This window comes from Streptomyces sp. NPDC050732 (assembly GCF_040654255.1).
In the GTDB taxonomy this organism is placed as follows: Bacteria; Actinomycetota; Actinomycetes; order Streptomycetales; family Streptomycetaceae; genus Streptomyces.
In genome coordinates this window covers 14,387-38,370 of the sequence record NZ_JBFAHP010000043.1, presented here as the reverse complement: position 1 = coordinate 38,370, position 23,984 = coordinate 14,387, and the positions used below count along the sequence as shown (strand labels likewise).

Here is a 23,984-nt window from a genome sequence, read left to right as displayed (position 1 = left end):
AGCGCCAAGCACATGACCGCGATTTCCCGGGGGGACACCCCCGGAGCCCCTGACCAGCAGCGACTGACCCACATCGACGAGGCGGGCGCGGCCCGCATGGTCGATGTGTCCGCCAAGGACGTGACCGCGCGCACCGCCCGCGCCAGCGGCCGCGTCCTGGTCTCGCCGCGCGTGATCGAGCTGCTGCGCGGCGAGGGCGTGCCGAAGGGCGACGCCCTGGCCACCGCGCGGATCGCCGGGATCATGGGCGCCAAACGCACGCCGGACCTGATCCCGCTCTGCCATCCGCTGGCCGTCTCCGGAGTGAAGCTCGACCTCTCCGTGGCGGACGACGCCGTCGAGATCCTCGCCACGGTGAAGACGACGGACCGCACGGGCGTCGAGATGGAGGCCCTCACCGCGGTGAGCGTCGCCGCCCTCACGGTGGTCGACATGGTGAAGGCCGTCGACAAGGGCGCCGTCATCACGGACGTACGGGTGGAGGAGAAGACCGGCGGCAAGTCGGGGACGTGGAGCCGGGAAGGAGCCGGGGCGTGAGCGCGGGTGACGGGCACGCACGCGTGGAGCGCGACGCGGCCCCGCAGGCGGGCCGGGAGCCGGGTGGGACGCCGCGGCAGGCAGCACGGGACGCCTCGGCGGGCGGCGCCCTTCTCGCGCCGTACAGCGCGCTCGTCGTGACCGCGTCGAACCGTGCCGCCGCGGGTGTCTACGCCGACCGGGGCGGACCGATCCTCGTCGAAGGGCTCACCGCGCTCGGATTCGCCGCCGACGGGCCCCAGGTCGTCCCCGACGGCGACCCCGTCGAAGAGGCCCTGCGTGCGGGCGCCGAGGCCGGTTACGACGTCATCCTCACCACCGGCGGCACCGGCATCTCGCCCACCGACCGCACCCCCGAGGCCACCCGCCGCGTCATCGACCACGAGGTGCCGGGCATCGGCGAGGCGATCCGCGCGTACGGCAGGGACAAGGTCCCCACCGCCGTGCTGTCGCGCGGGCTCGCCGGGGTCGCGGGCCGGACGCTGATCGTGAACCTGCCGGGCTCCACCGGAGGCGTACGCGACGGACTTGCCGTCCTGGAGCCGCTGCTGAGGCACGCCGTCGACCAGCTGCGGGGCGGCGACCATCCCGGCCCGCCCGGGGGTGTGAGCTGAACGGCTCCTCCTGGCCCGTTGAGCTGACGGACGGTGACATCGTCCTCCGTCCCATAAAGATGCGTGACCAGCGGGCCTGGCGCGACGTCAACCGGCGCAACCGCGACTGGCTGCGCCCCTGGGAGGCCACGATCCCGCCGCCCACGCCCAGCGGCCCGATCGTGCACCGCCCGACGTACCGTCAGATGGTGCGCCACCTGCGCGCGGAGGCCAACGCGGGCCGGATGCTGCCGTTCGTCATCGAGTACCGGGGCCGCCTCGTCGGACAGTTGACGGTCGCGGGGATCACCTGGGGATCGATGTGCTCGGGGCACGTCGGCTACTGGGTCGACGAGTCCGTCGCGGGCCGCGGCGTCATGCCGACCGCCGTGGCGCTCGCCGTCGACCACTGCTTCCGCTCGGTGGGGCTGCACCGTATCGAGGTCTGTATTCGCCCCGAGAACACGCCGAGTCGACGGGTCGTGGAGAAACTCGGATTCCGCGAGGAGGGACTCCGCCCGCGGTATCTGCACATCGACGGCGCGTGGCGGGATCACCTCGTCTTCGCGCTCACGACCGAAGAGGTACCGGAAGGGTTGTTGCGCCGCTGGCACCAGGCGCGACCTCGGAACACGGCCTAGCGGGCCGCCACCTCCGTAAATGAAATATGTGTTCGAAATTGATCGCCGATGGTCCGTCCGAGACGCGTATGAGACTTGTCTCATGCCATTAATTTCCCCCTGCTGACGCCTCGTTGATCGCATCAGTCACAAAAAAAGTTCGAGATATCAGCCAGATCGTGCGACACACCGGCGCAATTGGCAGATGGCCTCACGCAAACCCCTCTACCGTGTGAGCGTGAGCAGCAGCGGCCTCATCTACGCAGTCATCGTCGGGGCCTGGGCCGCCTACTTGGTGCCGATGTGGCTCCGTAGGCAGGACGAGCTGAACGAAGCCCGTCCGACGGAACGCTTCAGCACCGCCATCCGGCTGCTGTCCGGACGGGCGGGGATGGAGCGTCGGTACGCCAGGGACCTGCAAGCGCGCTCGCCCGAGGAAGGGGAGCCGCTCGACGACCCGGACGCGATCACCGGCTCGGTGGACGTCCGGTCCTTCGTCGCGCCCCCGTCCGACACGGCGGCATCCCGATCCGACCGGGCCGACCGGCCCGACCGGGCGGAGCGCGAACCCGAACGCGAGCGGGAGCGCGAGCCCGAACGCGCCCCCGCACCCCGCGCCCAGGCCCCGGACAAGGACCCGGCCGCCAGGCCCACGCCCACGCCCGCCCAGCGCGCCGCGTCGGCGGAGGCCGCCGCGCGCGCCCGGCGCGTCAAGGTGCTCGCCCGGCGCCGCCGCACGACGGTGCTCCTCTTCCTCGCCTTCACGGCCGGCACGGTCGTCGCCGCGGTCGGCGGGCTCGCCTTCCTGTGGGCGCCCGCCGGGCCCGCCGTGCTGCTCAGCGCGTACATCGTCTATCTGCGCGGCCAGGAGCGGCGCCGCTTCACCTACACGATGGACCGGCGCCGGGCCGAGGCCGCGGCGCAGCGGCTGCGCGAGCGGCAGCCACGGCGCAGGCCCGCGGGCACGGAGCACGTGGCCGACGGGACGGCGGAGGAGGGACCGGCGCCCGAGACGGAGACCGGGCTCTCCGCGCTCGCCGCGGACCGCCGCGCCCTCGTCGAGCAGACCGACCACGCGGAGTGGGTCGACCAGCAGCGCGAGCGGCAGCGCGGCCCCGGCCGCGGCGACAGCTGGGACCCGGTCCCCGTACCGCTGCCGACCTACGTGACCGCACCGGTCGCCCCGCGCGCCACCGGCAGCGTCGACCTGGGCGCGCCCGACGTCTGGAGCTCCGTGCGGTCGAGCACGGCGGAGCCGGCCGCCGAGCGCGCGGCGGAGCGGGAGCGACCGGCCGCGGGCCCCGGGGACATCGACGGAGCCGAAGGTGCCGACGCGGGCGGCGGCCGCAGCGACAAGCGCCGGGCGGCGTCCGCGCGGCGCGCTCGCGAGCGCGGCCGCACCCCGCTCTTCGACCAGTACGAGGACGGCGACCGGCCGCGCGCGGCCAACGAGTGAAACGCGGCGGGGTCCGCACCGGCTGACCAGCCAGGAACGGATTTCCAAGCACCCCGATCGGGATGCTAGAGTTTCACTCGTTGCAAGGGCCTGTGGCGCAGTCTGGTAGCGCACCTCGTTCGCATCGAGGGGGTCTGGGGTTCAAATCCCCACAGGTCCACTGCACATGAGATCCCGTCCAGTTCATCGAACTGGGCGGGATCTTTGCGTTGCGCTCCGAGAGGCCGCGCCCCGCGCGTGGGCGCCGTGTGGGTCGCCCGGCTGTGGATACATTTGATGCATGCTGTCGCCTTTGCGGGTTGCCGTGATCTGCGGCACTTTTCTGGCCGCCGCGCTCGTGGGCGGGTGTGCCGAGCCCCGGGGGCTGCGGGTGGAGGGGCCCGCGCTGCGGCCCACGAGGATGCCGGGGCCCGTCTATGTGGCCGACGTGTCGGGGCGGCCGCTGCAGCAGCCGGCCGTGCTTGAGCTCACCGAGTCCGTCGTGGTCGCGGAGCTGAGCTGGCGGGACTGGGGCGGGCCGACCGCGCGGGCCACCGGCAAGCTCGGCGGCCCGTGGTGCCGGCCGGGGTGCCGGGACAGGCCGTACGACGCGACGCTGACGCTCAGCGGTCTGGAGCGGCCGGAGGGCGTGGCGTACTACCGGCGGGCGGCCGTCGAGCCGGAGAAGCCGGAGGAGCTGCCCGCCGCGGCGGTGAACGTGCAGTTCGAGGGCATCCGGCTGTCGTCCCCGGAGCTCTGAGGGCATGAGGATGGGGATCGGGATGGGGCTGCGCGCCAAGATCGGTCTCGCCATCGCGGCCACCGCGGCCGTGGTGGCCGCCGTGATGGGGCTTCTCGTGCACCACCGCACCGTCGACGCGCAGTACGCGGGCGCGCGCAGTCAGATCGGGGACAGGCTGCGGACCGCCGTGCAGGATCACGCCGCCGGGATCGACGGGGACCGCACCCTCATCGACCCCGTCGATCTGCCGGGGCCGCTCGCCGGGGCCGTGGCGAACGGGCGGTGGGGCGTCTATCTGGACCGGAGCGGGCGCGTGCCGCAGCTGTGGGCGGCGAGCAAGTACGGCGAGGAGGTCGTCGCGCTGAAGCGCCCGTACGACAGGGAGGCGGAGAGCGTACGGGATCTGGACCGGGTGCTGTGGATCTCCGGCGGGATCGGGACGGCGCTCGCGTGTGTGGCGGGGCTGCTCGTGGCCACGCGGCTCGGGCGGCGGCTCAGGGCGAAGGCCGGGGCGGCGCGGCGCATCGCGGACGGGGATCTGACGGCGCGGCTGCCGCTGCGCGGCAAGGACGAGATCACCCAGCTCGCGGCCGCCGTGAACACCATGGCCGACGCGCTCGCCGCGCGGTTGCAGGCGGAGCGCGAGGTGACGGCGAACATCGCGCACGAGCTGCGTACGCCGGTGGCCGGCATGGTGACGGCGGCCGGGCTGCTGCCGCCGGGGCGCCCGTCCGAACTGGTGCGGGAGTCCGCGGGGCGGCTGCGGGAGCTCGTCGACGACGTCATCGAGGTGGCGCGGCTCGACGGGGCGGGGGAGCAGGTCGCCGCCGAGGTGTGTGAACTGGGGGCGCTGGTGCGGAGGTCGGCCGCCGCGGGGGCCGCGGGGGAGGCGGGCGTGACGGTGGACGTCGTGCGGGACGCGGAGGTGGTGACGGATCCGCGGCGGGTGGAGCGGGTGGTCGCCAACCTCGTCAGCAACGCGCTGCGGCACGGGGCGGCGCCGGTGGTGGTGGAGGTCGACGGCGGGCTGGTGCGGGTGCGGGACTCCGGGAGCGGCTTTCCGGAGTCCCTGCTGTCCGGCGGGCCGCAGCGGTTCCGGAGCGGGGGCGGGGAGAAGGGGGTGGGGCTCGGTCTCGGGCTGACGATCGCGCAGGGGCAGGCGCGGGTCCTGGGGGCGGGGCTGCGGTTCGGCAATCCGGCCGGGGGCGGCGCGCTGGCCGAGTTCGATCTCCGGTCGGCCGTGCGGGAGTAGGCCGCCGCCGGGCGGGCTAAAGAAGCTTCGCGTAGCAGCGGCTCAGGTCGTCGAAGCGGTAGTAGCCGAACTTCTCCGGGGCGGGCGTGTAGCCGCTGGAGGTGTAGAGGGTGATCGCCTCCGGCTGCTTGGTGCCCGTCTCCAGGACCATGCGGGTGCGGCCCGCCGCCTTCGCGTCGTCCTCCAGGGCCGCGAGGATGCGGCGGGCGAGGCCCAGGCCGCGGGCTTCGGGGGTGACGTACATGCGCTTCAGCTCGGCGTCGCCGTCCTGGTAGTTCTCCTCGTTCTCGTCCATGGCGCGCCAGCCGCCGGTGGCCAGCGCGGTGCCGTTGGCGTCGTACGCGATGAGGTAGAGGCCGCGTGGTGGCTCGAACATGGTGGGGTCGAGGGGGGTGAGGTCGCCGTCGTCGCCGTAGCGCTCGGCGTATTCGAGCTGGACGCGGTCGTTGAGGCGGACCGCGTCGGGGTGCGCGAAGGTCACGGTGCGCAGCTCGACGGAGGCCGAGGCGCTGGTGGCGCGGGGCTGGGCGGGTATGGGGGCGGCGGCGTCACGGGCTTGGATAGACATGCGCTCCATCGTACTTCTATGCGTAACGGATGGGAGTGGTGTCGTCCAGTGTGCCGGTATCGTGCCGGGATGCTCACTGTGACCAGCGTGAATGTGAACGGCCTGCGCGCCGCCGCCAAGAAGGGCTTCGTGGAGTGGCTCGCCGGGACCTCGGCCGACGTGCTCTGCCTCCAGGAGGTGCGCGCCGAGGCGCATCAGCTGCCGGACGAGGTGCGGGCCCCCGAGGGCTGGCACGTCGTGCACGCGCCCGCGGCCGCCAAGGGGCGCGCCGGTGTCTCGCTGTACACGCGCCGCGAGCCGGACCGGGTGCGGGTCGGGTTCGGGTCGGCGGAGTTCGACGGCAGCGGCCGCTATGTGGAGGCCGATCTGCCGGGTGTCACGGTGGCCAGCCTGTATCTGCCCTCCGGTGAGGTCGGCACCGAGCGGCAGGACGAGAAGGTCCGGTTCATGAAGGAGTTCCTCGACTACCTGAAGGAGCTCAAGGTGCGGGCCGCCGCCGAGGGGCGGCACGTCGTCGTCTGCGGCGACTGGAACATCGCCCACCGGGAGGCCGACCTCAAGAACTGGAAGGGCAACAAGAAGAACTCCGGGTTCCTGCCCGAGGAGCGCGCCTGGATGGACGAGGTCTTCGCGGAGTACGAGGACGTCGTGCGGGCCCAGCACCCGGGCGTCGAGGGCCCCTACTCGTGGTGGTCCTACCGCGGGCGCGCCTTCGACAACGACACGGGCTGGCGCATCGACTACCACGTCGCGACGGCCGGGCTCGCCGAGCGCGCGGTGAAGGCGTACGTGGAGCGGGCCGCGACCCACGCCGAGCGGTGGAGCGACCACGCGCCCGTGACGGTGGTCTACGACCTGTAGGGCCGGAAGCCCCGGGGAGGGCCATCGGGGTGGCCGGCGGCGGGACACGGGCACAAAGTCCGGCAGAAGACTGTCCGGGGTCCGCCCGGCATGGCAGATTGCGGTCGCGTACATGACCAACTGCCGAGCCGTCGGGGGGACTTCATGTCTGCCACGCCCATGTCGGCCATGCCCAACTCGGCCATGCCTTCGAGACGTGCCGTCGTGCTGGGCGCGGCGGGTGCCGGGATCGCGGCGGCGCTGCCCGCCACCGGGGCGTACGCGGCGGGCGGCGGTGGCGGGGTGCCCGCCGGTACGCCGCCCGTCCTGCTGACCGAGCAGGCGAGCAGGCGCCTCCTCGTGCTTGACCCGCGGCGCCGCGTCTGGGACCCGGCCGCCGATCCGTCCGTCGTGCGCTGGCAGTTCTCGCCGCTCGGCGACCCGCGCTACAAGGACCTGCGGCCGGACGAGAGCTGGGTGTATCCGTGCGAGGCGAAGGTGCGGGTGCACCGGCGGCGCACGTACGTCCTGACGACTGCGTCGTTCGGCTTCGTGGCCGTCGTCGAGCACCCCTCGGGCAGGCGGTACTGGGGTGCGGCGCTCGGGCCCGGGGACGATCTGTTCAACCCGCACAGCGCCGAGATCCTGCCCGACGGCAATGTGGCCGTCGCGTGCAGCACGGGCGCGCTGGTGCGGCTGTACGCGGCGTCGCTGGGGCCGCGGGCCACGCGGTACGCGGAGGCGCGGCTCAAGGGCGCGCACGGGCTGCACTGGGACGGGGCGCGCGAGGTGCTGTGGGCCGTCGGCGACGACGAGTTGGTGTCGTACGCGGTGGGCGGCACGGCCGGGCGGCCCACGCTGACGCGGACGTACGGGGTGGGCCTGCCGGTGGGGACGCCGGGCCGGACGCCGGGCGGGCACGACCTGTTCCCGGTCGCCGGGCGCCCCGGGCGGCTGTGGGTGACGACCAACGCGGCCGTATTTCAGTACGAGGTGAGCAGCGGGGCCTTCCGGCAGGACTTCGCCGGGGCGGAGGACATCTCCCGGAAGTCCGTCAAGGCCGTCGGCGACGATCCGCGCACCGGGCAGGTCGTGACCACCGTGCCGGAGAGCGGGCTCGACGAGACCTGGTGGACCACGACGGTGAGCGTGCACCGGCCCGAGAGCGGCTACAAGCTCGTCAACGGCGGCATTTACAAGGCGCGTTGGTGGCTGCCCCGCTGAAGCCCGGAAGGATCACGTCTTGTTGAGACGCCGGTCCAGGGCCATCGACAGCTCCGCCTCCACCACGCTCTTGGCGAGCGGGCGCAGCTGCTCGATGTCGACTTCGGCGGTGTCGGGCGTGTGGGTGCGCATGACCGTGATGAACAACTCCGCGAGCGCGTCCGCGTGTTCGCGTACGCGCTGTCCCGCCTCCAGGACCGCGGCGAGCGGAACTCCCTTGCGCACCAGGGTGGACGAGGCGTCGAGCAGGCGGCGGCTGATGTGGACCAGTTCGTCGCCGTCGGTGCCGAGGTAGCCGAGGTCCAGGGCGGCGACGAGGTTCTCCGGGGTGACCTCGCCCGCGAAGTGGTCGGCCAGCTCCTCGGGGGTGAGGCGGACCGGCTGTTCCTCGGTCGGCCCGCCGAGGCCCATGAGTTCGCCGACGTCGCGGCCCTTCTCGAAGGCGTCGGCGAGCTCGGCGATGCCGTTGAGGGTGTGGCCGCGCTCCAGGAGGGCGGCGATGGTGCGGAGCCTGGCCAGGTGGTGCTCGTCGTACCAGGCGATGCGGCCCTCGCGGCGCGGTGGCGGGATGAGGCCGCGCTCGCGGTAGAAGCGGACGGTGCGCACGGTGATGCCGGCCGCCTCGGCCAGCTCCGCCATGCGGTATTCGCGTACGTCCCCGGATCCGCTCTCACGTTCGTCTGCCACGGGGGAAGCCTATGTTGTACCGCCGGTAACTTTCCGGCCCCCGACCCCTACCCATCAGTACGCGGGTGTTCTACTCTCCGAATTGCGCCAGTGGTTACTGGCAGAGTCGTGTACTTCGGGAGGCGGCGGCATGGCCGAGCGCGAGCGGAGCCCTGAGCAGGGGCGCGAGCACGAGCACGTACGGGTGGCGGTGATCGGATCCGGGTTCGGTGGACTCGGCGCGGCCGTGCGGCTGCGCCGGGAGGGCATCACCGACTTCGTCGTCCTGGAGCGGGCCGGCGCGGTGGGCGGCACCTGGCGCGACAACAGCTACCCCGGCTGCGCCTGCGACGTGCCCTCGCACCTGTACTCGTTCTCCTTCGCGCCCAACCCGGACTGGCCGCGCACCTTCTCCGGGCAGGAGCACATCCAGGAGTACCTGGAGCACGTCGCCGACACGTTCCGGCTCCGCCCGCACATCCGCCTCGACACCGAGGTGAAGCTGATGAGCTGGGACGCGGACCGGCTGCGCTGGGTGATCGAGACCAGCAACGGCACCTACACCGCCGATGTCGTCGTCTCCGCCACCGGGCCGCTCTCCGACCCCAAGACCCCCGACATCCCGGGCATCGACACCTTCCCCGGCAAGGTCTTCCACTCCGCCCGCTGGGACCACGACTACGACCTGCGCGGCAAGCGCGTCGCGATGATCGGCACCGGCGCCTCCGCCATCCAGATCGTGCCGGAGATCCAGAAGAAGGTCGGCAAACTCACGCTGTTCCAGCGCACGCCCCCGTGGGTGATGCCGCGCGCGGACCGCGCCATCACCGGCGCCGAGCGCTGGCTGCACAAGCAGCTGCCGTTCACCACCCAGGCGCGGCGCGGCATCCTGTGGGGCATCAGGGAACTGCAGGTCCAGGCGTTCACCAAGCGGCCCAACGAGCTCGGCATGGTGGAGCGGCTCGCCAAGCGCAACATGTACCGGGCCATCAAGGACCCGGCGCTGCGGGCCAAGCTGACCCCGACGTACCGCATCGGCTGCAAGCGCATCCTGCTCTCCAACACGTACTACCCGGCGCTCGCCAAGCCCAATGTCGACGTCGTCGCCAGTGGCCTGAGCGAGATCCGCGGCAACACGGTCGTCGCCGCGGACGGCACGGAGGCCGAGGTCGACGCGATCATCTTCGGCACCGGCTTCCACGTCACGGACATGCCGATCGCCGAGCGCGTGGTGGGCGACGAGGGCCAGACCCTCATGGAGAGCTGGAAGGGCGGCATGAACGCGCTGCGCGGCGCGACCGCGGCCGGCTTCCCCAACTGGATGACGATCATCGGCCCGAACACCGGGCTCGGGAACTCCTCCATGATCCTGATGATCGAGTCCCAGCTGAACTACATGGCCGACTATCTGCGGCAGCTGGACGTCCTCGGCTTCCGCGCCGCCCTCGCCGCGCGGCCCGCCGCCGTGACCGCCTGGAACGAGCGGGTGCAGCAGCGGATGAAGCGCACCGTGTGGAACACCGGCGGCTGCAACAGCTGGTACCTCGACGAGAACGGCGTCAACACGACGGTCTGGCCCGGCACCACCACCGAGTTCCGGGCGGCGACGCGCCGGGTCGACCTCTCCGAGTACGAGGTGCTGCGGGAGCCGAGGGCGCTGAATGCCGTGCCCGACTCCCGTACGGGGTCCGACTCCCGCACCGAGAGGATCGAGGCCGGGACATGAGCCGACTGACCCATGGGGCGAGCGGGCCCTACGCGCCGCCCGCCCCCGCGCGTGAACTGACCGCCGTCTCCGCCGACGGGGCCCGCGTCCACGTCGAGGTGCACGGCCCCGAGGGAGCGCCCGCCGTGGTGCTCGCCCACGGCTGGACCTGCTCGACCGCCTTCTGGGCCGCGCAGATCCGCGAACTCCGCGCCGGTCACCGCGTCATCGCGTACGACCAGCGGGGGCACGGGCGCAGCGACGCGCCCGGGGCCGCCGACGGATACAGCACGCGGGCGCTCGCCGACGACCTCGAAGCGGTCCTGGCGGCGACGCTCGCGCCGGGCGAGAAGGCCGTGCTCGTGGGCCACTCCATGGGCGGCATGACCATCATGGCGGCGGGCGGCCGGGACAAGGTCCGCGAGCACGCGGCCGCGGTCCTGCTGTGCAGTACGGGGAGTTCGGCCCTGGTCGCCGAGTCGCTGGTGGTGCCGCTGCTGCGGGCAGGACGGGTGCGGACCCGCGTCACGCGGTCGGTGCTCGGTTCGCGCGCGCCGCTCGGGCCCGTCACGCCGCTGGGCAAGCGCGTGCTCAAGTACGCGACGATGGGCCCCGGCGCGTCACCGGACAAGGTGGAGGCCTGCGCGCGGATCGTGCACGCGTGTCCCCGTGACGTCCGCTACGGCTGGTCGCACGTCCTGGGCGAGCTGCACCTGGACGTGGAGCTGGGTGAGTTGAAGGCGCCCACGGCCGTCATCGCCGGTGCGGTCGACCGGCTCACGCCCGTCGTGCACGCGCGGCGGATCGCGGCCGCGCTGCCGCAGTGCCTGGGACTCACGGAGCTGACCGGGGTCGGACACATGACGCCCATCGAGGCACCCGAGGCGGTCACCGCGCGGATCGCGGGGCTCGTCGAAACGTACGTACAGGTCGAGCAGGGCGAGCCGGTCAAGGGGGACGCATGAGCAGGGTCAGCCTGGAGGGTCAGGTCGCGGTCGTCACAGGAGCGGCGCGCGGAGTCGGTGAGCTGCTCGCGCGCAAGCTGTCGGCGCGCGGCGCGCGGGTCGCGCTCGTCGGCCTGGAGCCGGACGAGCTGAAGCAGGTGTCGGAGCGGCTGCACACCGAGTCCGCGCACTGGCACGCGGACGTCACCGACCACGCGGCGATGGCGCGGGTCGCGCAGGAGGTCAAGGAGCACTTCGGCAAGGTCGACATCGTCGTCGCCAACGCGGGCGTGGCCGGCGGCGGGCCCTTTCTGGAGTCCGACCCGGACTCGTGGCGGCGCGTCATAGAGGTCAACCTCATCGGCAGCGCGGTGACGGGCCGGGCCTTCCTGCCCGTCCTCATGGAGAGCCGCGGCTATCTGCTGCAGATCGCCTCGCTCGCCGCGATCACGCCGGCGCCGATGATGACGGCGTACTGCGCGTCCAAGTCGGGCGTCGAGGCGTACGCGCACGCGCTGCGGGCCGAGGTCGGCTACAAGGGCGTCAAGGTGGGCGTCGGCTATCTGTCCTGGACCGACACGGACATGGTGCGGGGCGCCGACCAGGACGACGTGATGCGGGAGTTGCGGCAGCGGCTGCCGTGGCCGTCCAACAAGACGTATCCGCTGGGTCCCGCCGTGGACCGGATCGTGGCGGGCATCGAGCGGCGCTCCAGTCATGTGTACGCGCAGTGGTGGCTGCGGGGCATGCAGGGCGTCCGCGGCTATCTGCCCGCGGTCATCGGGACGGTCGGCCAGCGCGAGATGCGGCGGTTCGAGCCGCGGCTCGGCAGCGTGTCGACCGGGCTGGTCGGGGCGGGCGGCTCGGCGGACGAGGCGGCGCGCGCCGGGAGTTGACGTCCCCGCCACCGCAAGAGGCCCCCGGCGTACCGGGGGCCTCTTCGCACGAGCGTGACGTCAGGCGTCGTAGTCCCGGTCGAACTTGTCCTGCTGCTCCTGCGCGGCCTCACGGGCCTGGCCCGGAGCCTGCGAGGACCGCTCGCTCGCCTCGTCCTGGGCCTGCGAAGCGCGGTCGCGCGCCTCGTCGCTCTTGTCGCCCATGGAGTCCTTGGCCTTGTCGGCGAGGTTCTGAGCCTTGTCCTGGAACTGGTCCTTGATGCCCATGCGATTCACTCCCGTTGTTGGGTGGGGGATGGGGCCTCGATCAGATTTACACGGGCGGACATACTTCGCATTTCGGTCATGTGGCCGGGTCAGGAGTGCGGTCACGGCCGGGGCGGCAGGGGTGGCCGGCTGCGGTCCGGCACGTCCGAGTAGTCGGGGGGCGTGACCGCCGGGTTCTGCTCCAGGAGGTCAAGGGCGAGCCGCACCGCGTCGTCGAGTTGGGCGTGCCGTCCCTCCGCCCAGTCCAGCGGTGTCCGCAGGACGTCGAGGTCCGGGGGCACGCCGTGGTTCTCCACGCCCCACCCGTACGCGTCGAACCAGCCCGCGTTCATCGGCACCGTGATCACCGTGCCGTCGCCGAGCGCGTGCCGTCCGGTCATGCCGACCACGCCGCCCCAGGTGCGCTGCCCGACGACCGGGCCGAGCCCGAGCAGCTTGAACGCCGCGGTGATCATGTCGCCGTCCGAGGACGTCGCCTCGTCGGCGAGGGCGACCACCGGGCCGCGGGGCGCGTTCGACGCGTACGACACCGGCTGGGCGTTCCGCGTCAGGTCCCAGCCGAGGATCTTGCGCGTGAGCTTCTCCACGACGAGTTCGCTGATGTGGCCGCCCGCGTTGCCGCGCACGTCCACGATCAGGGCGGGCCGGGACATCTCCATGCGCAGGTCGCGGTTGAACTGGGCCCAGCCGGAGCCGCCCATGTCGGGGATGTGCAGGTAGCCGCACTTGCCGCCGCTCAGCTCCCGCACCACCTCGCGGCGTTTGGCGACCCAGTCCTGGTAGCGCAGGGGCCGTTCGTTGATGAGGGGGACGATCGCGACCCGGCGGGGCGGGCCCTCGCCCTCCGCGGGTTCGAAGGTGAGCTCGACGGTCGTGCCGCCCGCCGCCGCGAGGAGGGGGAAGGGGCCGGTGACGGGGTCGACCGGGCGGCCGTCGATGTGGGTGAGGATCGCGCCTTCCCTGATGCCGGACCCGGCGAGCGGTGAGCGCGCCTTGGAGTCGGAGGACTCGCCGGGCAGGATCCGCTTGATCATCCAGCCGCCGTCGCGGTGCACGAGGTTGGCGCCGAGCAGGCCCATGGCGCGCTGGTAGTGCGGCGGGCCCTCGTTGCGGCGGGCGGCGGAGACGTACGCGTGCGAGGTGCCCAGTTCGCCGAGGACCTCGCGGAGCAGGTCGGCGAACTCGTCGGGGGAGGCGACGCGTTCGACGAGGGGCCGGTACTGCGCGAGTACTCCGTCCCAGTCGATGCCGGACATCCCCGGGTCCCAGAAGTAGGCGCGGATGATCCGGCCCGCCTCCTCGTAGGCCTGGCGCCACTCGGCGGCCGGGTCGACCTCGTGCAGGATGCGGCGCAGGTCGATCCAGACGGTGGTGTCGACGTCGCCCGTCTCGGTGGAGGGCACGGCGCTCAGGTCGCCGTCGTCGACGACCACGAGGCGTGAGCCGTCGCCGCTGAGCGCGAACCAGTCGAGGTGGTCGACGAGCTGGGACTTCTTGGCCTTGGCGATGTTGAAGTATTCGAGGGTGGGGCGGCCCGAGGTGTCGGCAGGGTTGACGAAGGTCTCGCCGAGCGCGCCCGAGATCGGCCAGCGCAGCCAGACCAGGCCGCCGCCGCTGACGGGATGCAGCGCCGAGTACTTCGACGCGGCGACGGGGAACGGCGTGACCCGGGCCGCGAGCCCCTCGACCTCCACCGTCGTGGTGCCGTCGCCCCCGGCGCCGTCGGCGGGGTCGAGGCCGCCCGCCACCGGGCGCCCGTCGGGCAGCAGCGCGAAGGGGGACGGGGTCGCCGAGGACAGCGGCACGAGGTAGGGGCGGCAGCCGAGGGGGAAGGAGAGGTCGCCGGTGTGCACGTCGTAGACGGGGTCGAAGCCGCGCCAGGAGAGGAAGGCGAGATAGCGGCCGTCGCGGGTGAAGACGGGGTTCTCGTCCTCGAAGCGGCCGTTGGTGACGTCGACGACGGTGTGGGCGCCAGGACCGGCGATGCGGGCCAGCTTGATCTGGCGCAGGGAGCGGCCGATGCCGGGGTGCGACCAGGTCAGCCAGCAGCCGTCGGGGGAGAAGGCGAGGTCGCGGACGGGTCCGTTGACGGACCGGATCAGCTCGGTGACCTCGCCGTCGGAGTCCTCCGAGGTGTCGACGAGGAGCAGCCGGCCGTCGTTCGACGCGATGGCGAGGCGCTCCCCGTCGCGGTCGGCGACCAGTTCCTGGACGCGGCCGAGCCGCCCGCTCGCCAGTCTGCGCGGCTCGCGGGCGCCGCTGGCCCGCGGCAGGTAGGCGATCTCGACGGCGTCCTCGCCCTCGGCGTCGGTGACGTAGGCGACCTGTCCGCCGGTGCCGAGCATCTCGGGCAGGCGGACCCGCACGCCCGGGGTGTCGGTGATGGTGCGGGCCGGGCCGTCGCGGTGGGTGAGCCAGTAGAGGGAGCCGCGGACGACGACGGCGCTCGCCCGGCCCGTCGCGTCCACGGAGAGCGCGTCGAGGTGCTGCGCGGCCGGCACCTGGTAGATCCGCCGTCCGGCGCGCGGCCCGCCGAGCCGCACGTCGAGGCGGCGCGGCACGGAGTCCGCCGCGAGGTCGTCGACCAGCCAGATGTCGCCCGCGCACTGGTAGACGACGCGCGTGCCGTCGCTGGCCGCGTGCCGGGCGTAGAAGGCGTCGTGGTCGGTGTGGCGCCGCAGGCCGGAGCCGTCGGGCAGGCAGGAGTAGAGGTTGCCGACGCCCTCGTGGTCGGAGAGGAAGGCGATGCGCCCGGAGACGAACATGGGCGAGTCGAGGTGCCCGTCGAGGTCGGCGAGGATCTGTTCGCCGTGCACCCACAGGCGGCCCGTCGCACCGCCCCGGTACCGCTTCCAGGCGGCGGGTTCGTGCGGCGGCTTGCCGGTGAGGAGCAGCGTCTTGCGGTCGCATTCGCCGTCGGCGAGGGGATCGGCGAGGGAGTCGGTGATCGCGATGTCCCAGACCGGCCCCCAGGGCAGCTTGCCGCCAGGGGAGCCGTCGAGGGGCACGCTGTAGGCCCAGCAGAGGTGCGAGAAGGGCTCGCCGTGCGAGGACACGGCGAGGATGTCGCCGTCGGGGGACCAGCCGCAGACCCGGGTGTCGGTGCTGCCCCAGTAGGTCAGGCGGCGCGAGGGCCCGCCGCCCACCGGCGCCAGATGGATCTCCGGGTCGAGGCTGCGCCACGTCGTGTACGCGATGTGGCGGCCGTCCGGCGAGAAGCGGGGGTGGCTCACCTTGGTCCGGTCGACGGTGAGCCGCCAGGCCCGGCCGGCGGGGGTGCCCGCGGGGGAGAGGGGGGCCACCCACAGATCGTCCTCGGCGGCGAAGCAGAGGCGGTCGCCGCTGAGGTGCGGGAAACGCAGGTAGGCCTGGTCGGGGTGGTCGTCCTGGGCATCGTCGCGCGCGTCGGTCACCTGTCCATGCTTTTCCGCTCCGGGGGCCGCGGCAACTTCTGCCGGACAAGTGATGCGGCCCGCATACGACTGCCGCGCGGCACGTGATGCAGCGCACGTACGAAACGGTTTCGTTTCGTTAGGCGGGGAGCGTACAGTCTTGGCGTACGAAACAGTTTCGTACGAAGGGACCCGGGCACCCGGAGGAGGTGGAGACCATGACCGAGGCGACACCGGCGCGACGCAGCAGGATCACACCGGAGCGCGAGGCCGAGCTGTACGAGGCCGTGCTCGACCTGCTCCGCGAGGTCGGCTACGACGCGCTCACCATGGACGCCGTCGCCGCCCGCACCCGCTCCAGCAAGGCCACCCTCTACCGCCAGTGGGGGAGCAAGCCGGAGCTGATCGCCAAGGCGCTGCGGCACAACAAGCCGACGTCGCTCGCGGAGATCGACACCGGGTCGCTGCGCGGCGACCTGTACGAGATGGTGGCCCGCTCGGACGACTGCCAGATGGAGAAGGACGCCGCGCTGATGCGGGGCCTGTTCCATGCCGTGCACGACAACCCCGAGCTCCACCAGGCGCTGCGGAACCTGCTCATCGAGCCGGAGCTCACCGGCCTCAACGACCTGTTGCGCAGAGCCGTGGACCGCGGTGAGATCGCCGCGGACAATCCGGCGCTGAAGTTCGCCGTCCACATGATGGTCGGCGCCTTCGTGGCCCGGGACCTCATCGAGGACCGTCCGGTCGACCGCGCCTTCCTCGCGTCCTACGTCGATGCCGTGATCCTCCCCGCCCTCGGCATCTGACCCTCCCCACCCCCGCACCTGACGTCACGCACCGCTCACGTCGTCGGGCTGATCCCCCCTGCCCACATCCGGACACACGACCTGACCGGGAGTACGCCCTCGTGGCCACTTTCCTCTACAAACTCGGCAAACTCGCCTTCCGGCGACGCCACTTCGTCGCCCTCATCTGGGTGGCGCTCCTGACGCTCGCCGGGGTCGGCGCGGCGTCGGCGCCCACGGCCGCCTCCAGCAGCTTCTCCATACCCGGCACGGAGGCCCAGAAGGCCTTCGACCTGCTGGAGAAGCGGGCCCCCGAGGCCAGCGCGGACGGGGCGAGCGCCCGCGTCGTCTTCAAGGCGCCGGACGGCGAGAAGGTCACCGACAAGGCCAACAAGGCCGAGATCGAGAAGACCGTCAAGGCCATCAAGGCGGGCTCGGACCAGGTGGCCCGCGCCGACAGCCCCTTCGCGACCAAGACGGTGAGCAAGGACGGCTCCACGGCGTACTCCGCGGTCTCGTACAAGGTCACCTCGATGGAGCTGTCCGACGACGACCGTGACGCGCTGGAGAAGACGACCGACGACGCGCGCGCATCGGGGCTCACGGTCGAGGTCGGCGGCGACGCGCTGCAGGCCATGCCCGAGACCGGCTCCACCGAGATCATCGGCATCGCGGTCGCGGCGGTCGTCCTCGTCATCACCTTCGGCTCGCTGATCGCGGCCGGGCTCCCGCTGCTCACCGCGCTGATCGGCGTGGGCATCGGCGTCTCGACGATCACCGCGCTGGCCGACGCGCTCGACCTCGGCACCACCACGTCGACGCTCGCCATGATGATCGGCCTCGCGGTCGGCATCGACTACGCGCTCTTCATCGTCTCGCGCTTCCGCGGCGAACTCGCCGAAGGACGCGACCGCGAGGAGGCGGCGGGCCGGGCCGTCGGCACCGCGGGCTCGGCGGTCGTCTTCGCCGGACTGACCGTGGTCATCGCGCTGGTCGGCCTCGCCGTGGTCAACATCCCGATGCTCACCAAGATGGGCTTCGCCGCGGCCGGCACGGTCGTCATCGCCGTCCTCATCGCCCTCACGCTCATCCCCGCGCTGCTCGGCTACGCGGGCAAGCGCGTCCTTCCCATGGGCGAGAAGAGCAGGCTGTTCGGCGGCGGCAGGAAGAAGGCCGTGGACGCCGACGGCGACGCGAAGCCGAACATGGGCACCCGCTGGGCCCGCTTCGTGGTCCGCCGCCCGGTCGCCGTGCTGCTCGTCGGCATCGTGGGCCTCGGCGCCGCGGCCGTCCCGGTCTCGCAGCTGGAGCTCGGCCTGCCGGACGACGGCGCGCAGCCGACGTCCACGACCCAGCGCAAGGCGTACGACCTGGTCTCGGACGGCTTCGGCCCCGGCTTCAACGGCCCACTGATGGTCGTCGGCGACCTCAAGGGCGCCGAGAACCCCAAGGCCGCGGCCGGTGAGATCCGGAAGACGATCTCCCAGCTGGACGACGTCCTGAACGTCGCCCCGCCGATGCTCAACAAGGCCGGCGACACCGCGATCATCAGCGTCGTGCCGTCCTCCAAGCCCAGCGGCATCGAGACCGAGGACCTGGTCCACTCGATCCGCGACACCGGCGCGCAGATCACGTCCGACTCCGGCGCCGAGATCATGGTCACCGGCACCACGGCCATGAACATCGACGTCTCCCAGAAGCTCAACGACGCGCTGCTGCCCTACCTGGCACTCGTCGTCGGTCTCGCCTTCCTGCTCCTGATCGTCGTCTTCCGCTCGATCCTGGTCCCGCTCAAGGCGGCCCTCGGCTTCCTGCTCTCGGTCCTCGCGGCCCTCGGCGCGGTCGTCGCGGTCTTCCAGTGGGGCTGGCTCGGCTCGCTCTTCGGCGTCGAGCAGACCGGCCCGATCATGTCGATGATGCCGATCTTCATGGTGGGCGTGGTCTTCGGCCTCGCGATGGACTACGAGGTGTTCCTCGTGACGCGGATGCGGGAGGCGTACGTCCACGGGGAGCGCCCGGCCCAGGCGGTCGTGACCGGCTTCCGGCACGGGGCGCGGGTGGTCTCGGCGGCGGCCGTCATCATGATCGCGGTCTTCGCGGGCTTCATCGGCTCCAGCGAGCAGATGGTGAAGATGATCGGCTTCGGCCTCGCGATCGCCGTCTTCTTCGACGCGTTCGTGGTCCGCATGGCGCTGGTGCCCGCGGTCCTCGCGCTGCTCGGCAAGAAGGCGTGGTGGCTGCCCAAGTGGCTGGACCGCGCGCTGCCGAACGTCGACGTGGAGGGCGAGGGGCTGCGCACGGCGGCGGAGCGGGACGCCGGCGCCGAGCGGGAGCCGGTGCGCGTCTGACCTCGTCCGACAGCTCGCCCTGGCGGGTGACTAGCGGGCGACCGGGGTGGCGGTCGTGCGGGTACGACGCAGGAAGCGGATCAGCGCCGACGCGTCGAACTGCACGACCGTCACCCCGTCGCGTTCGTGGAACTCCACGACGGTCTGGACCCGGCCGCACGGCCATACGTGCACCTCGCCCGCGGTGACGGGGGCCCGCAGCCCCCGCTCCAGGAGCTGCCGGGCGAAGAGGCGGTGCGGGGAGCCGGGGAGGCTGATCCGCACGGTGTCCGGGTCGTCGTCCGGGTCGTAGCGGAGGACGACGGACACGGCGCGGTGGCCCTCGGAGGAGTCCGTGACGAGGTGGGCGCGTGCGTACTGCTCGACTGCGGGCATCGCTGGACTCCTCATTCCTACGGGCACTTCCTCACCAATGTCCCATATGTACGGAAATTCGCCGCGGGTGGGCGGGCGCTCGGGTGGCGTGGCGGTGGGCGCGGTGGGCGCGGTGCGCGGTGGGGGCGCGCGGGGGTACCGGGGGCGCGTAGCCGACTCGGGACCTGCGCGCTCTTGCAAACCGTTTGCAACAACGCACTATCCTTGAACGGTTCACGCCTTGAACGTCCACGAGCCTTCCGCCCTGTCCAGGGCGCCTGCCCAGGAGCGCGCGCATGCATGTCCCCGACGGGTTCATCGATGTCCCGGTCTCCGCGGCCGCGGGGGTCGTCGCGGCGGGCGCCGTGGCCGTCAGCCTCAAGGGCGCCCGGCGCGAGCTGGACGAGCGGACCGCCCCGCTCGCCGGTCTGGTCGCGGCCTTCATCTTCGCCGTGCAGATGCTGAACTTCCCCGTCGCGGCCGGGACCAGCGGACACCTCCTCGGCGGCGCGCTCGCCGCGATCCTCGTCGGACCCTTCACCGGAGTCCTCTGCGTCTCCGTCGTCCTGCTCATGCAGGGCGTGCTCTTCGCCGACGGCGGTCTCACCGCGCTCGGCGTGAACATCTCCGACATGGCGATCGTCACGACCGTCGTCGCCTACCTCGCCTTCCGCGGCCTGGTGAAGGTGCTGCCCCGCGGGCGCCGCTCCGTCACCGTCGCCTCCTTCGTCGCCGCGCTGCTCTCCGTGCCGGCCGCCGCCGTCGCGTTCACCCTCATCTACGCCATCGGCGGCACGACCGACGTCTCCATCGGCAAGGTCGCCACCGCCATGGTCGGCGTCCACATCCTCATCGGCATCGGCGAGGCCGCGATCACCGCGCTCACGGTCGGCGCCGTCATCGCCGTACGACCGGACCTGGTGTACGGGGCGCGGGGCCTGACGCAGCGACTGAAGCTGCGGGTCGGCGGGGAACTGGTGGACGCGCCCGCGCCCGCGGCGGCCCCCGTGCCGGTCACCGCCTCCCGCTCGACCCGCCCGGTCTGGATCGCGGGCATCGTCGCCTCCCTCGTCCTCGCGGGCTTCGTCAGCTTCTACGCCTCGGCCGACCCGGACGGCCTGGAGAAGGTCGCCCACGACAAGGGCATCGACAAGAAGGCGGAGGAGCACGCCACCGCGGACTCCCCGCTCGCCGACTACGGCGTCAAGGACATCACCGACTCCCGCCTCTCCGGCGGCCTCGCGGGCGTGATCGGCGTGGGCGTCACGGTGGTCGCGGGGACGGGGGTGTTCTGGGCGCTGCGGAGGCGTCGTACGACGGATGCGTCTCCGGTGGCCGTACCCGAGGCCTCGGCGTCGCCCGGGATCTCCGCGTCGCCCGGGATCTCCGCGTCACCCGAGACCTCCGCGCCCTCCGAGCGGGCCTGACGTGGGTGCGGGGCATGCCCACCGGCTCTACCGGCGCGGTCACTCGCCGGTGCACGCGCTGCCTCCGCACACCAAGCTCGCGGCGGTCTTCTGCTTCGTGATCGTCGTGGTGTCCACGCCGCGCGAGGCGATGTGGGCCTTCGGGCTCTACGCGGTGCTGCTCGGCGTGGTCGCGTACGCCGCGCGCGTCCCGGCCGGCTTCCTGCTGAAGCGGCTGCTGATCGAGGTCCCGTTCGTGGCGTTCGCCGTGCTGCTTCCGTTCGTCGCGCAGGGCGAGCGCGTCGACGTACTCGGCCTCTCCCTGAGCGTCAACGGACTCTGGGGCGCCTGGAACGTCCTCGCGAAGGGAACGCTGGGCGTCGCCGCGTCCGTACTCCTCGCCGCCACGACCGAGCTGCGCTCCCTGCTCCTCGGCCTCCAGCGCCTGAAGCTGCCCCCGCTGCTGGTCCAGATCGCCTCCTTCATGATCCGCTACGGCGACGTGATCACGGATGAGATGCGCCGCATGAGGATCGCCCGGGAGTCGCGCGGTTTCGAGGCGCGGGGTGTACGCCAGTGGGGCGTCCTCGCCAAGTCCGCGGGGGCGCTCTTCATCCGCTCGTACGAGAGGGGGGAGCGGGTGCACCTGGCCATGGTCAGCCGGGGCTACGCCGGTTCGATGCCGGTCATCGACGAGGTGACCGCCTCGCGGGCGCAGTGGACGTACGCGCTGACCCTGCCGCTGACCGCACTTGCCGTATGCCTACTGGGATGGACCCTGTGACTACTGCCGCCGCCGCCTCGCTGGAGGTCTCCGGCCTCGCCTACGCCTACCCCGACGGGCACCAGGCGCTCTTCGGCGTCGACTTCACCGTCGCGCGCGGCGAACGCGTCGCCCTGCTCGGACCGAACGGCGCGGGCAAGACGACCCTCGTCCTGCACCTGAACGGCATCCTGACCGGCGGCGCGGGCACGGTCACCGTGGCCGGGCTGCCCGTCGGCAAGGAGCACATGGCGGAGATCAGGCGCAGGGTCGGCATCGTCTTCCAGGACCCGGACGACCAGCTGTTCATGCCGACGGTCCGGGAGGACGTGGCGTTCGGGCCCGCGGCGGCGGGGATGCGGGGGCCGGAGCTGGCGGACCGGGTGCACAAGGCGCTGTCGCAGGTGGGCATGGCGGAGTTCGCGGACCGCCCGCCGCACCACCTCTCCTTCGGGCAGCGCAGGAGGGTGGCGGTGGCCACGGTCCTCGCGATGGAGCCGGAGATCCTGGTCCTGGACGAACCGTCCTCGAACCTCGACCCCGCGTCGCGCCGCGAACTGGCCGACATCCTGCGCTCCTTGGACGTGACGGTCCTGATGGTCACGCACGACCTGCCGTACGCCCTGGAGCTCTGCCCCCGCGCCCTGATCCTCAGCGAGGGCGTCATCGCGGCGGACGGGCCGACGGGTGAGCTCCTCGGCGACGAGGACCTGATGAGCGCACACCGCCTGGAGCTGCCTTTCGGCTTCGATCCGAAGACGGTGAGGGTGGGCGGCTAGGGAATCGTTGGGTATGGGCGACGGTTGACCTTGTCATGAGTGATGACGTCATAGGTGGGGCCGGTCCGGTGCGAGACGGGGCCGAGGCTGGTCCTGTCCCGGTGCACGGCACAGTGCACGGCACGGTGGCGGCCGGTTTCGAGCCGGTGCGGGACGCGTTCGCACGCAACTTCGGCGAGGGCGGCGAGCGGGGCGCGGCGGTGGCCGTGTACCGCGACGGGCGTCGGGTCGTGAACCTGTGGGGCGGGACGAAGGACGTCGACGGGGAGCTCGCCGCGGGCGACGCGCCGTGGGAGCCCGGCACCGCGCAGATCGTCCGCTCGGCGACGAAGGGGGTGGCCGCGGCCGCGCTGCTCCTCCTCCACCAGCGCGGGCAGCTGGACCTGGACGCGCCGGTCGGCTCCTACTGGCCGGAGTTCAAGGCGCGCGGCAAGGAGCGCGTCCTGGTCCGGCACGTGCTCGCGCACCGCGCCGGGGTGCCCGCCCTGGACCGTCCGCTGACCCCCGCCGAGGCGCTCGACCCGGACCTCGCCGCCGCCGTCGTCGCGGCGCAGGCGCCGTTCTGGGAGCCCGGCGAGGACCACGGCTACCACGCGCAGACGTACAGCTGGCTCACCGGCGAACTGGTGCGGCGCGTGACGGGCCGGCCCGTCGGGGAGTGGATCGCGGACGAGATCGCGCGGCCGCTCGGTGCCGACCTGTGGGTCGGGCTGCCGGAGGCGGAGGTGGGGCGGGCGGGCCGCCTCGGCCCCATCGAGCCGCCACCGCCGCCGGGCGGTGCGGGCGGCCTCCGCGTGCGCCCCAAGCGGAATGTGGCGGAGGCGTACGCGGACCCCGACTCACTCACCCGTCGCGCGTTCGGGGCCATCGACCCTCTGCCGGACGAGAACGACCCGGCCTACCGGGCGGCGGCCCTGCCCGCCTCCAACGGCATCGCGACGGCGGACGGGCTTGCCCGCTTCTACGCCGCGCTGATCGGCGAAGTCGACGGTGGGCGGCGGCTGTTCGACCCCTCCACGGTCTCGCTGGCGCGGGGGGAGGCATCGGCGGGGCCCGACCGGGTCCTGGTCGTCGGTACACGGTTCGGCCTCGGCTACATGCTGCACGGCGCGGCCTCGCCGCTCCTCGGCCCCGGCTCCTTCGGGCACCCCGGCCGGGGCGGCGCCCTCGGCTTCGCCGACCCGGAGTCGGGCCTCGCCTTCGGCTACGTCACGAACGGCATGAACAAGGGGGTTACGGCGGATCCCCGGGCCCAGTCCTTGGTCCGCGCGTTGCGTGCAGCGGGGTGACCTCCGGGACGGCGCGGTTCCCGTACGGGTATTCGGCGCCGTTCGCGTACGCATACCCGGCGCCGTTCGCGTTCGCGTACCCGGCGCCGTGCTCGTCCCTGGCCCCGTACTCGTTCCCGCACTCGGCGCGGGGCGCCACGGACTCCCTTTCGCACCGCCCCCGGTCCGGCCCCGCCAGCTCCTGTGACACCGCCCCCCGGCCGGGCACTGCCAGTGCCCACCGCACCGCCCCCGTCCGGCCCCGCCAGCTCCCCACCCGCCCGCCCCCACCGAGCCTTCGGACAGGCCGGCCCCGGGCCAGGGCGACGCGGCCCACGACAGCAGTCGGCGCCTGCCCTCCCGCCCGGGCGACGAAGCGGTCCCGCAACACCCAGCGGCACTTGGCGCACCGCAACCTCACCGAGCACCGCCAGTGCCCCACCGCACCGCCCCCTGTCCGGCCCCGTCAGCTCCCACCGAGCCTGTGGGCAGGCCCCGGGCCGGGACGACGGCGCGTTGCCGCAGCGCCCAGTGGCACCCAGCGGCACGCTGGCTCACGTCGCTGCACCGCACCGCACCGCGCCGCAGCGTCACCGC

The 23,984-nt window shown here is 72.7% G+C and carries 22 protein-coding genes and 1 tRNA gene; 18 read left to right on the top strand and 5 right to left on the bottom strand.

Annotated features, from left to right (window positions below; translation table 11 throughout):
• The first annotated feature begins 12 nt into the window (after positions 1 to 12).
• The 7 genes from moaC to AB0H82_RS31230 all read left to right on the top strand — a co-directional run bounded on the left by moaC (position 13) and on the right by AB0H82_RS31230 (position 5,179).
• A complete protein-coding gene (gene moaC, locus AB0H82_RS31260) occupies positions 13 to 537 on the top strand; it encodes a cyclic pyranopterin monophosphate synthase MoaC (RefSeq protein ID WP_362998686.1) in 525 nt (174 codons plus the stop codon).
• A gap of 137 nt (positions 538 to 674) precedes the next feature.
• Entirely contained in the window at positions 675 to 1,151 is a 477-nt protein-coding gene (locus tag AB0H82_RS31255) for a MogA/MoaB family molybdenum cofactor biosynthesis protein (protein WP_362998762.1), read from the top strand.
• Complete coding sequence (locus AB0H82_RS31250) at positions 1,148 to 1,771, top strand: GNAT family protein (protein ID WP_362998760.1); 624 nt, start codon at positions 1,148 to 1,150, stop codon at positions 1,769 to 1,771. The genes AB0H82_RS31255 and AB0H82_RS31250 overlap by 4 nt, the downstream gene beginning before the upstream one ends.
• A 217-nt stretch (positions 1,772 to 1,988) precedes the next feature.
• Complete coding sequence (glpR, locus tag AB0H82_RS31245; protein ID WP_362998684.1) at positions 1,989 to 3,206, top strand: gephyrin-like molybdotransferase receptor GlpR; 1,218 nt, start codon at positions 1,989 to 1,991, stop codon at positions 3,204 to 3,206.
• 86 nt (positions 3,207 to 3,292) lie between these two features.
• Positions 3,293 to 3,366 (top strand) — tRNA-Ala (locus AB0H82_RS31240).
• 120 nt (positions 3,367 to 3,486) lie between these two features.
• Positions 3,487 to 3,945, top strand: a complete 459-nt coding sequence (locus AB0H82_RS31235; RefSeq protein ID WP_362998682.1) for a hypothetical protein — start codon at positions 3,487 to 3,489, stop codon at positions 3,943 to 3,945.
• Positions 3,946 to 3,949: 4 nt separating this feature from the next.
• A complete protein-coding gene (locus AB0H82_RS31230; RefSeq protein ID WP_362998680.1) occupies positions 3,950 to 5,179 on the top strand; it encodes an ATP-binding protein in 1,230 nt (409 codons plus the stop codon).
• A gap of 16 nt (positions 5,180 to 5,195) precedes the next feature.
• Here the strand turns inward: AB0H82_RS31230 and AB0H82_RS31225 are convergent, their stop codons facing one another.
• Entirely contained in the window at positions 5,196 to 5,747 is a 552-nt protein-coding gene (locus AB0H82_RS31225) for a GNAT family N-acetyltransferase (protein ID WP_362998678.1), read from the bottom strand.
• Positions 5,748 to 5,816: 69 nt separating this feature from the next.
• Here AB0H82_RS31225 and AB0H82_RS31220 point away from each other — a divergent pair, with 69 nt between their 5' ends.
• Together AB0H82_RS31220 and AB0H82_RS31215 are read left to right on the top strand one after the other, a co-directional pair.
• Positions 5,817 to 6,608: an exodeoxyribonuclease III gene (locus AB0H82_RS31220; RefSeq protein WP_362998676.1), complete on the top strand. Its 792-nt coding sequence runs from the start codon at positions 5,817 to 5,819 to the stop codon at positions 6,606 to 6,608.
• A 144-nt stretch (positions 6,609 to 6,752) separates the two neighbouring features.
• Entirely contained in the window at positions 6,753 to 7,811 is a 1,059-nt protein-coding gene (locus AB0H82_RS31215) for a DUF6528 family protein (RefSeq protein WP_362998674.1), read from the top strand.
• Between the two features lie 12 nt (positions 7,812 to 7,823).
• Here AB0H82_RS31215 and AB0H82_RS31210 read toward each other — a convergent pair whose 3' ends face one another.
• Entirely contained in the window at positions 7,824 to 8,450 is a 627-nt protein-coding gene (locus AB0H82_RS31210; RefSeq protein WP_362998758.1) for a MerR family transcriptional regulator, read from the bottom strand.
• Between the two features lie 178 nt (positions 8,451 to 8,628).
• Between AB0H82_RS31210 and AB0H82_RS31205 the strand changes: the two genes are divergently transcribed.
• From AB0H82_RS31205 to AB0H82_RS31195, 3 genes are read left to right on the top strand one after another with little or no spacing between them, the layout of a single operon-like run.
• Positions 8,629 to 10,203 (top strand): NAD(P)/FAD-dependent oxidoreductase, encoded by a 1,575-nt coding sequence (locus tag AB0H82_RS31205; RefSeq protein ID WP_362998672.1) that lies wholly within the window; start codon positions 8,629 to 8,631, stop codon positions 10,201 to 10,203.
• Complete coding sequence (locus tag AB0H82_RS31200; RefSeq protein WP_362998670.1) at positions 10,200 to 11,147, top strand: alpha/beta hydrolase; 948 nt, start codon at positions 10,200 to 10,202, stop codon at positions 11,145 to 11,147. The genes AB0H82_RS31205 and AB0H82_RS31200 overlap by 4 nt, the downstream gene beginning before the upstream one ends.
• Positions 11,144 to 12,022, top strand: coding sequence for an SDR family oxidoreductase (locus AB0H82_RS31195; protein WP_362998668.1), 879 nt, complete (start codon positions 11,144 to 11,146; stop codon positions 12,020 to 12,022). Before AB0H82_RS31200 ends, AB0H82_RS31195 begins: the two co-directional genes overlap by 4 nt.
• Before the next feature lie 60 nt (positions 12,023 to 12,082).
• Here the strand turns inward: AB0H82_RS31195 and AB0H82_RS31190 are convergent, their stop codons facing one another.
• A complete protein-coding gene (locus tag AB0H82_RS31190) occupies positions 12,083 to 12,289 on the bottom strand; it encodes a hypothetical protein (protein ID WP_362998666.1) in 207 nt (68 codons plus the stop codon).
• Between the two features lie 101 nt (positions 12,290 to 12,390).
• Complete coding sequence (locus AB0H82_RS31185) at positions 12,391 to 15,702, bottom strand: S41 family peptidase (RefSeq protein ID WP_362998664.1); 3,312 nt, start codon at positions 15,700 to 15,702, stop codon at positions 12,391 to 12,393.
• A gap of 197 nt (positions 15,703 to 15,899) precedes the next feature.
• Between AB0H82_RS31185 and AB0H82_RS31180 the strand changes: the two genes are divergently transcribed.
• Entirely contained in the window at positions 15,900 to 16,490 is a 591-nt protein-coding gene (locus AB0H82_RS31180; protein WP_362998662.1) for a TetR/AcrR family transcriptional regulator, read from the top strand.
• A 101-nt stretch (positions 16,491 to 16,591) separates the two neighbouring features.
• Positions 16,592 to 18,817, top strand: a complete 2,226-nt coding sequence (locus AB0H82_RS31175; RefSeq protein ID WP_362998659.1) for an MMPL family transporter — start codon at positions 16,592 to 16,594, stop codon at positions 18,815 to 18,817.
• Positions 18,818 to 18,847: 30 nt separating this feature from the next.
• On the opposite strand, the gene AB0H82_RS31170 is transcribed toward AB0H82_RS31175, so the two are convergent.
• The gene (locus tag AB0H82_RS31170; protein WP_362998657.1) at positions 18,848 to 19,192 is read right to left on the bottom strand and encodes an SsgA family sporulation/cell division regulator; all 345 of its coding nucleotides are present in this window, start codon (positions 19,190 to 19,192) and stop codon (positions 18,848 to 18,850) included.
• 275 nt (positions 19,193 to 19,467) lie between these two features.
• Here AB0H82_RS31170 and AB0H82_RS31165 point away from each other — a divergent pair, with 275 nt between their 5' ends.
• From AB0H82_RS31165 to AB0H82_RS31150, 4 genes are all read left to right on the top strand, one after another.
• A complete protein-coding gene (locus tag AB0H82_RS31165) occupies positions 19,468 to 20,598 on the top strand; it encodes an energy-coupling factor ABC transporter permease (RefSeq protein ID WP_362998655.1) in 1,131 nt (376 codons plus the stop codon).
• A 1-nt stretch (position 20,599) separates the two neighbouring features.
• The gene (gene cbiQ / locus AB0H82_RS31160) at positions 20,600 to 21,361 is read left to right on the top strand and encodes a cobalt ECF transporter T component CbiQ (protein ID WP_362998653.1); all 762 of its coding nucleotides are present in this window, start codon (positions 20,600 to 20,602) and stop codon (positions 21,359 to 21,361) included.
• Complete coding sequence (locus tag AB0H82_RS31155; protein ID WP_362998651.1) at positions 21,349 to 22,119, top strand: ABC transporter ATP-binding protein; 771 nt, start codon at positions 21,349 to 21,351, stop codon at positions 22,117 to 22,119. Before cbiQ ends, AB0H82_RS31155 begins: the two co-directional genes overlap by 13 nt.
• A gap of 101 nt (positions 22,120 to 22,220) precedes the next feature.
• Complete coding sequence (locus AB0H82_RS31150; RefSeq protein WP_362998649.1) at positions 22,221 to 23,408, top strand: serine hydrolase domain-containing protein; 1,188 nt, start codon at positions 22,221 to 22,223, stop codon at positions 23,406 to 23,408.
• Positions 23,409 to 23,984: the final 576 nt, after the last annotated feature.